This is a genomic window from Spiroplasma sp. Moj, assembly GCF_016082285.1.
GTDB lineage: Bacteria > Bacillota_I > Bacilli_A > Mycoplasmatales > Mycoplasmataceae > Spiroplasma > Spiroplasma phoeniceum.
This window is the reverse complement of record NZ_MQTY02000015.1, coordinates 1-8857: the sequence shown is the minus strand read 5'-3', so window position 1 is coordinate 8857 and position 8857 is coordinate 1. Positions and strand designations below refer to the sequence as shown.

At 25.7% G+C, this 8857-nt stretch carries 7 protein-coding genes and 1 pseudogene; 3 read left to right on the top strand and 5 right to left on the bottom strand.

Features of this window, described 5'->3' with window-relative positions:
- Nucleotides 1-1329: 1329 nt before the first annotated feature.
- From BST80_RS01440 to BST80_RS01430, 3 genes are all read right to left on the bottom strand, one after another.
- Entirely contained in the window at nt 1330-1467 is a 138-nt protein-coding gene (locus tag BST80_RS01440) for a hypothetical protein (protein WP_415745637.1), read from the bottom strand.
- A 143-nt stretch (nt 1468-1610) separates the two neighbouring features.
- Nucleotides 1611-5099, bottom strand: a complete 3489-nt coding sequence (locus BST80_RS01435) for an FtsX-like permease family protein (RefSeq protein WP_415745636.1) — start codon at nt 5097-5099, stop codon at nt 1611-1613.
- Between the two features lie 315 nt (nt 5100-5414).
- Nucleotides 5415-5585, bottom strand: coding sequence for a hypothetical protein (locus BST80_RS01430; protein WP_415745635.1), 171 nt, complete (start codon nt 5583-5585; stop codon nt 5415-5417).
- A gap of 697 nt (nt 5586-6282) precedes the next feature.
- Between BST80_RS01430 and BST80_RS01425 the strand changes: the two are divergent.
- Nucleotides 6283-6591 (top strand): annotated as a pseudogene (locus BST80_RS01425) (transposase family protein); the annotation flags it as partial.
- 56 nt (nt 6592-6647) lie between these two features.
- Here BST80_RS01425 and BST80_RS01420 read toward each other — a convergent pair.
- Nucleotides 6648-7199, bottom strand: coding sequence for a DJ-1 family glyoxalase III (locus BST80_RS01420; RefSeq protein WP_415745634.1), 552 nt, complete (start codon nt 7197-7199; stop codon nt 6648-6650).
- A gap of 78 nt (nt 7200-7277) precedes the next feature.
- On the opposite strand from BST80_RS01420, the gene BST80_RS01415 reads away from it, so the two are divergent.
- Together BST80_RS01415 and BST80_RS01410 are read left to right on the top strand one after the other, a co-directional pair.
- Nucleotides 7278-7697 (top strand): hypothetical protein, encoded by a 420-nt coding sequence (locus BST80_RS01415; protein WP_415745633.1) that lies wholly within the window; start codon nt 7278-7280, stop codon nt 7695-7697.
- Between the two features lie 66 nt (nt 7698-7763).
- Complete coding sequence (locus BST80_RS01410) at nt 7764-8204, top strand: hypothetical protein (protein WP_415745632.1); 441 nt, start codon at nt 7764-7766, stop codon at nt 8202-8204.
- Nucleotides 8205-8258: 54 nt separating this feature from the next.
- Here the strand turns inward: BST80_RS01410 and hpf are convergent, their stop codons facing one another.
- Nucleotides 8259-8636: a ribosome hibernation-promoting factor, HPF/YfiA family gene (gene hpf / locus BST80_RS01405; RefSeq protein ID WP_400249225.1), complete on the bottom strand. Its 378-nt coding sequence runs from the start codon at nt 8634-8636 to the stop codon at nt 8259-8261.
- Nucleotides 8637-8857: the final 221 nt, after the last annotated feature.

Sequence of the window (8857 nt, the reverse complement as noted above, 5' to 3'; positions counted from 1 at the left end):
AAAAATATTTNTTATNTTTTTTAAATATTTATAATAGATCTAGTTAGTGTTAAATCAAATCACAGTGATTTGCTAAAGAAAAGCATTGACGACGCGTCGTCAACTGTGAACTGCGGGAGAGTATTGAGGAATTTACGAACATACCCGAACTACTACAATGACACTTCGTGCAAGACAATGGCAATATGAGTTATTGTATAAGAATTTGTAAAAAAAAGGCATTGCTCATCGGAGCGACAATCAGCTCAATAATCTGGCTCAACGAGTCACTCACTGAATATGCCCCGGCATATATATCATTCTCTACACTACCTCTCGCTCTGAGTCCGCTGGTGATCAGGTACTCAGAGATAAAGCCTCAGTTCAAAAGCCTCAACATAAGTCGTTTAACTCAAGCTTCTAATTGTTTAATGGGAAATGAAAAAACTCCACAATTTACAATCATATTCCAGTATTGATAGAGATTATAAATAACATATAAAACACTCCAGCAATCCACTCTCTCTCATTACCATATTACTAATTTATTGTTTGCTCTTTCATGTAGGCAGATGAGTATATTGGTTTGGTGCAATGCGAATGTTAGCTGAGGTACGCTTGGGTCACATGAAACCCTATTTAATCTAGGGGCAGCAGGCTTAGAATCCAATATGTAGTCAAGAGACAATCCTTAGGTTACATTCTATAGTTGTGGGTTGATGATAGCAGAGCTAAAAAAAAATATATATATATGTATATACATATAAANTNTTGTATATGTAAAGCTAAAGCAAAGTATTTTTTTTTAGTCCGACTGGCGCCAGCGTGAAATTGTTATTCTCAACATTTTATGGCCGTCAGCACATTTGGGCGCGCTCATTGAGTAGATATACCCTGTAAATGCTGATAACTCTTAAATGCGGTATACTAAGCAAAATTAAATAACNATANAAANANAANAAAAATTAAAACAAATAACAAAAAGTTAAAAATAATACATTTTCATAAAAATAAAATAATTAAATAACTATATAAAAACAAATTAATTAAATATACATATATTTAATATAATAATAATAAAAAATAAAAAAAAGTAATTTAATAAAAAAATTATGAAGAAATAATTAAAAAAAAAAAGCAAAAAAAAATATATATATATAAAATTAATAAATAAAAAAGTCATTTTTCGTTGTAGGAAAATATTAAATTTTTAAATAAAAGACATAATTAATTAAAATTATAATTTGCTATTAGTATCTTTTTAAAAATATTTACAATTATTTTAATAGGTTATGCAGGAAGTCTATTATTAGAAATTTTAATTGCATTACGAGAAATATTGTCAAGTCCTTAAATTCTTGTTTGAATATATTGTTTTTCATTAAAACTAAATGGAGTATTATGACTATGATTAGGAACTTCATTAAAGGTTAGATTTTGAACAAAAATAGAACTTGCAATAATGCAGAAAGTATATATCTTTTTCATTGTTAATTTTTCCCACTTCCATAGCAATTAATTTTATTTATCATAAATTAATCTAACACAATATCTATATATTTAGTTTAACAAAAAAAATTAATAAGAAATTAATAAATTTAAAAAAATGTTATTTAATTAAATAACATTTTTTATTCCATTGTAATATTTATTAATTTATTCTTTTTAATTTTTCAAATCCCTATTCCAATTACTGAAATTAAAATAAAACCAATTGCTAATGTTGCTATTGAAACAACATAAGATGAAAAGGAAGGAATTAATAACATTCCGGTACTTTTAAAAACAATATGAGCAATGACATTCCATAATAATTGGGCAATAACATAACTTAAAACATAACCTAAAACAATTGCAAATAAGTAAAATCCTAAAACAATTGCAATAATTTTTCATGTTGGATATCCAAGGACTTTTAAAGTTAAGATTGTACGGCGATTTTCATCAAGCACCATAGCAATTAAGACTGATAAGATTAAAGCAACAATGACAATTATTAATCCTTCTAAAACATTAAGAACATCCCGGACAGTTCGCATTCCTTGTGAATAATTTTCTCGTAAAGTATCAAATGGTCATATTTTGTTAAGGCCATTTAATAATTTTAAATTTGTTCTTAAGTCTAATGCATTTTTAAGATCCGGTTTTTTATTATTATCAAACATTGTAAAATCATAATTATCGTTTAATGAAAATGACGAAATAATACGATAAGGCTGCAAGGTTACTCCCAATGGACTAGCTCGTGATGCAACAACATTATAATAAGAATTTGGTAAAAATTGTTCTCCTTTTTTAGTTAAATTAACTCATTGGTTCATAACCGTAACTAATGAATCTTGATTCATATAAATATTCGCTGAACTAATATCAGCATCATTTGAACCAATCACTTTAAAAGCAACTGGAACATACCCAATAGCATTTGTAATTCGAACATTTAATTTAAAAATATCCCCCGAAACTAAATTCATCGATTGATAAACCCGTTTTGCTAAAAGAACTGGTATTGGTTCATTAATTGGAACGTTTGGGTCATTCTCAGTAGGGTCTGAACTAATTTTATAGCCAAAGACTTCTTTTTGGGCAATATCACTTGGTGTCGTCTTAGAACGATAATTCAATAATTGATTACGCTCTGTTTCATCACTTGTTAACCCAACAACATTTAATTGTGAAACTGGATTTTTTGAATTTTTAGTATCATCTGGACTTCAACCTGCTGATAAGAAAACATACGGGAAATCATAATTTTTATCATAAACCATATATGGTCCTAAATAAATATCTGGGTATTGATCATTAGTTGTTGTACTTAAACTATTAACCAAATTAATTCCACTAATAATTGTTTGAATATCAGCTTCATTTATTCCTTTTTCAATTAAAAATGGTTTCATAAGATTAATAATTTTTACTAAATTATCTCATCCATTAATTAATTCACCAGACTCATTATCCTTAACTTTATAATTAGCAACTGCCTCAACTGTTGTTGTACTTATATATGGATATGTTTTTGTTTCTTCATCATAATTAATTTTACTTCTAACAAGAGTTGCACCACTTGGATCACCAATAATATTTAATAAATCACCACAATTTTTTTTCATATTTTTTGAATCTGAAACAGATAGACTTGTAAAGCACATCAATGGATTTGGAAAGTTAAATGTTTTATTATCATCAAGAATTTTTGCCTCATGGTAATAATTCATACGCTTATCATCCGTAATTCACTGATAAGGTTTACTATTGCTGGCTTCTTGTGCAATATCTTGTTGATCATAACTAGCAATTAAATATGATATAATATCATTCTTAAAATAACGGAAAGAATCTTTAACAATTCCTTGTGCCATTACTCCTGCATCCAACTGGAAAATTAACAAAAAGAACGAAAAAACTAAAACAATTAATACCATAATTCATTTTCCTAAAGATTTTAGTGCAAAGGTAAATGATAAATGAACATTAAATGTTAATCCAAAATGAGCATATTTACGACCTTTTTTTACTTTTTTAGGACGAAAATTTAAATTAGAACCTTTTAAATCATAAATTAAATCCAAAGCTGTCCGACTTAAAAGAATAAATGAGATTAAGAAAGACATACCAATAAAAATAAGTGGAATAAAAATTGTCGCTGAAACAAAAATTAGTGGATTAAAATAAAATGATGATAATGGTAATCCTATTGAATATAAATTTGAACCAGTGAAATACATTTGCAGAGGGATACTTAAAGCTCATCCTAATAAACAACCAATTAAAGTTGTAAAAATAATGTTAAAAGTAAAAATAAATAATAATTCAAAGCGATGATATCCTAATGATTTTAAGACTCCAATTTGTCGTTTTGCATTAGTAATATCTTTTTTAATGAAAAAAACAATAATAAATAAAATAATAATTGAACAAGCAACAGCAATTGAAGTATTAATAATAAAACCAGTATTTGTTAACATCACAACTTGTCCCGGTAATGATGCTTCAAAAGCGACAATTGCATTATCAGGCGCTACAAAATAATTGCTTAAAACTTTTCTTAATAAAGTTATTTTTTGTGGTTCAGTTAAATTACCATTAACATTAATAAAACTAGTAATTTTTTCAGTTCCATTTGAAAAATTTTGCTTGATAGCATTAAAATTAATATCATTCATAAATAATACTGAACCATTTTTTAAATCAATAATTTTATGACCGGTAGCAAGAGTTGATAGACTTACTAAATCAGGATAAATATTACTTACCTTTGCCCCATATCCAATAATATTAAATTGTAAATTTTGACTATTTCCTAAATTAAAGTGTCCACCAAGTTTTAAATGATTATAATCAGCATATTGTTTATTTAAAATAATGTTATTTTCTGTTAAATCACTAATATGTTCTCATTTTGTTACTTCAAAAAGACGATTAAACGGAGTATAAAAAATATTATTACCTCATCAACCATCACCATTATATAATAAATTTTTATTTTTGTTAATAGCAGTAGCATTAAAATATTGCGTATCTTTTGCTAAATTATTTGCAGTAAATTGATAACCAACATTAAAACTAAGTTCTAAGCCAGCTTTGTCACCATTAATTAAATCATTTAAACGACTTTCATCTGGATTATGAATAATATAACTTAAAAAAGCAGCAGTAAGATTCTTATTAAAATTTTTAACTAAGGCAGTAAAAGAAGATGTCCCCATTTCTGGGTTTAAGTATGATGGTTCTTTTGTTCATTTACAAATTTCAGAATTAGTTAAATCACAATTTAACCCTAAAACATCAGCACGAATATTATTAAATGTTAAATGCTCAGCATCAATTTCTGACTCATCATAAAACTGAGCTAAAAAAGTACGATTATTTTCATTTATTTTTCAAGCAGGATTTCTTTTTCACACATTATTATCAATATTTAAACTATCTACTCGAATTTCATATTGATAAGGAAGACTATTTTTCTTAATATCATTTAAGCCATTTTTAACTTGAAAAACAGTTGAAAAAAGAGCTGTAAATGTTAAAACTGCACCAATAATAAACAAAATTAACCCAATAAATTGAGTTATTTTTTTTGTAAACCCTCGCGTAGCCTCTTTTGCAAGATTTCACATATTATTCACCCATTCCAAGAATCACTAAATTAATTATATAAGAAAAATAACTAATTTTAAAAAATATTGAAAAACTTTAATTGCTTAATAAATTAAAAATTTTTTGCTTTCCTTTAGTAGTTGGACTGACAACATTTTATAATAAAGACTTAATAAAACAATTTTTAATGTTATTCTTTTATCGTTTGATTAATTTACGAAATGCATCATATCCCAACAACATTAATAATGGAAGCACCATCATTCCTAATGATACTACAGTCATTTGTCAAGATAACAGTGATGAAGTGTCAAATTTATGTTCTTTGGTTGTTGTTAAAAAAATAAGTTTAAACCCGGTGTATAAACCATCAAAAAATTTAATACCAAGGCAATTACTGAAGCACCTAATAAATAATAATTAGTCGGAGGAACATTATATTGTGTTTTAATTCGATAATTTGGTAATTGAATTGCAAAAGAAAAAAATACTGGTGAACAAGCCATTACTAAAATTGTCGCAATTTTAGCATCTTCAATGTTAGACTTCTTGCATNANNTANTNNATTAGGAGTAACTGNCAAAATATATTGAGTATCATTAGGTTTAAAATCACTAGTATTAACTAATTCTCAATCACTACCCCCGCTAATAGATATATCACCACTCCCTAATAATGAATTACCATTAATAGTTTTAATGTTTGTTCCACTTATTAATTTATCTTGTTTATCTAATAAAATATTATCAATTGCAGCTGCATCGTAATAATTATTTTTTAAGTCTTGTGATGTTTTTACAATATATTTACCATCTTGCTTATCAATATAATCTTTATTTAAATCACTATCTTTAATACCATCTGATGGAATATCACCACTTTGTTTTGCTTTTCAGACATTATCTTCATAATAAATCGTGTTATTATCAAATGGAACTNNTAANTCATTATTAGAATTATATACCACTGATTTATTATCAACTTTAATTGAAATATTTTTTACATAATTATCAATATAACTTATTAATAATTCTCTTGATATTTCAATTTGCCATGTTCCACTTTTTTCTGTATCAGATCACGGAATAATTGATAAAGTATTAGATTTAAACATACTATTTTTTAATAGACTTCTTGCATAACCTAGTTATTTTAAAATTCCTATAAAATATATTTAAAATAGAAATTANANGNNTTTCNCTTGGAAAAAAACATGATTATGCTTTATTTAAAGAATCAAAAATTTCAATTTTAAAAAATACCAAATTAATAGTTGACAGTGGTTATCAAGGAATACAAAAAATTCACAATAATGTTCTAATACCTACAAAGAAAACAAANAAANAACATAATAGACTAGTTTCAAAAATGAGAATTATTATTGAAAATATTTTTGCTATTCTTAAAAAATTTAAAATTATTACAGAAAAATATCGTAATCATAGAAAACGATTTAGTTTAAGATTTAATTTAATTGCTTCAATTTATAATTTGCNATTANTATCTTTTTAAAAATATTTACAATTATTTTAATAGGTTATGCAAGAAGTCTATTTAATATAAATAAATTAATCACGAATTACTAATTCATTTTGAAGTTTCATTACTTTTTCTGCTCATAAAACTCGATCAGCAATTGCTAAAGCAAAATTCATTGTTGAACCAACTGAAGCCCCAGTAATAATATGACCATCAGTAATAGCAGCCATTTCATCATTATAAATTGCCTTTTCCATTCCTTCGATACATCCCGGATAACTAGTGGCTTCTTTATTGTCTAAAATTCCTAAATGTCCTAAAATTTGGGGTGCTGCACAAACTGCAGCAATTGTTTTTTGATCATTATTGGCTTTTAATAACCAATCTTTTAACATCTCATTTTTTGCAATATTATCAACACCAATGCGACCACCTGGTAAAATGAAACCATCATAATCTTCATATTTAATATCTTCAATTAATTTATCAGCCTTAATCGTAACATCATGGGATGAAACAACTTCTAATGCTTTAGTAATACTAATTAATTCTAGCTTAATGCCTCCTCGTCGTAACACATCAGTTGTAATAATTGCTTCGCCTTCTTCAAAACCTGTTGCTAAAAACAATGCAAATTTCATAAATAACACCTCTTTTCTCTTGGTAATTATAATATAATTTTATATAATTGTTAAGAAAAAAGGAAAAAGGTGTTATGCATGGGATTTTTCTCAAAAGTAGTTTATAAATTTCATTGGACAAAACATAAACGAAATAAAAAATATTATTTATTAAAAAATCGTAAAGCATTAATTGTTAATAGTATTCCACAATACATTAATATTCATGTGATTAAAACTTTTCGGGAAAAATTCACGAGTTTAATTCAACCAAATGATATCACAATGAAAGATGGATATTTATTACGGAAAGTACGTGGTTTTAATAGTTTTGGAATTTTTTATCAACTTGATATTATTTTTTGCAATAAAAATTTTGAAGTTATTCAAACAATTCAAAATTTTGGACCACAAAAAATGAGTCATTATTTTCCACAATGTTATTTTGTCTATTGTCTTGCTCCTGGAATGATTAATTTTTTAAATATTAAACCAAACGATATTTTACGAATTATTTAATTTATCATTAATATTTTTAAAACTAAGTTATAATATAAATAATGTTATGGTTAAGGAGGAAAAACAATGGCAAAAATGAAATATGCAACAATTAAAATTAATGTAACATTCCAAAAAGTAATGATTTGAATTTCTGGGTTATGATTATTTATCTTAGCAATCTTAAATTCTTTTCCAAACGTTAATGTTAACACAAAACTTTTTGTTCACAATAATACTGGTGATAATGGTGCAATTATTTTGATTACAGCTTTCTTATTTATCTGTGTTGCAACCTTTATTCGTCATAAAATTGCTAAATTAGTTGCCGGAATTATTTTTATTACTATTGCAATTATTGGAATGATTGGTGCAATTATTACTTCAACAAAAGAAGTTTCAACATGAGTAATTGTTGTTGGTGAATTAATTGCTTTAATTGGTGCTTTAATATGATTATTAGAAGGAATTGGAGCAATTCGTGTTAATAAAACAAACACAGCAAGTAGACCAAGTAATAACAAGTAATTATTATAAAAAATGTTTAACTAAATTTAGTTAAACATTTTTTATTTATGAACATTATTCAAGATCAAGTTCTTCCTCTTCTGCAGCAATCACTTCACTATAAAATTTTCCTAATGATTGATTTTTATTATGACGGTCTTCTTGTTTGCCTTTAATTTTTCGTAATTGTTCTTCAACTTTATATAAACTTTGATCAACTGCCTTATAAAAATCACTATTGCGAACTTCTGCTTTTAAAAAATTATTTCGCCCTCTAATATCAATTGCAGTATGAATTACAATATTGTTTTCTTTCGTAAATTCAATGTCAACATGAACAAGATCATTTTCATTAACTTGTTGATATTTTAATAACTTATTAAAAGTATCAACTAAATGTTGGTTCATTGCATCGGTAATAATAATATTTTTACTACGAATTTTGTATTCCATAAATATTCGCCTCACTTCTATATCATCATTATAACAAAACAAAAGATAATTTTATGTTAAAACAAAAAAAGAAAAAAGGTAAAATTAATAAAATTTTTAACCTTTATCATCTAATAAGAAAAAATCAATATACTCATTTGTTACTTCTTCTAATAGACTTCTTGCATAACCTATTAAAATAATTGTAAATATTTTTAAAAAGATACTAATAGCAAATTATA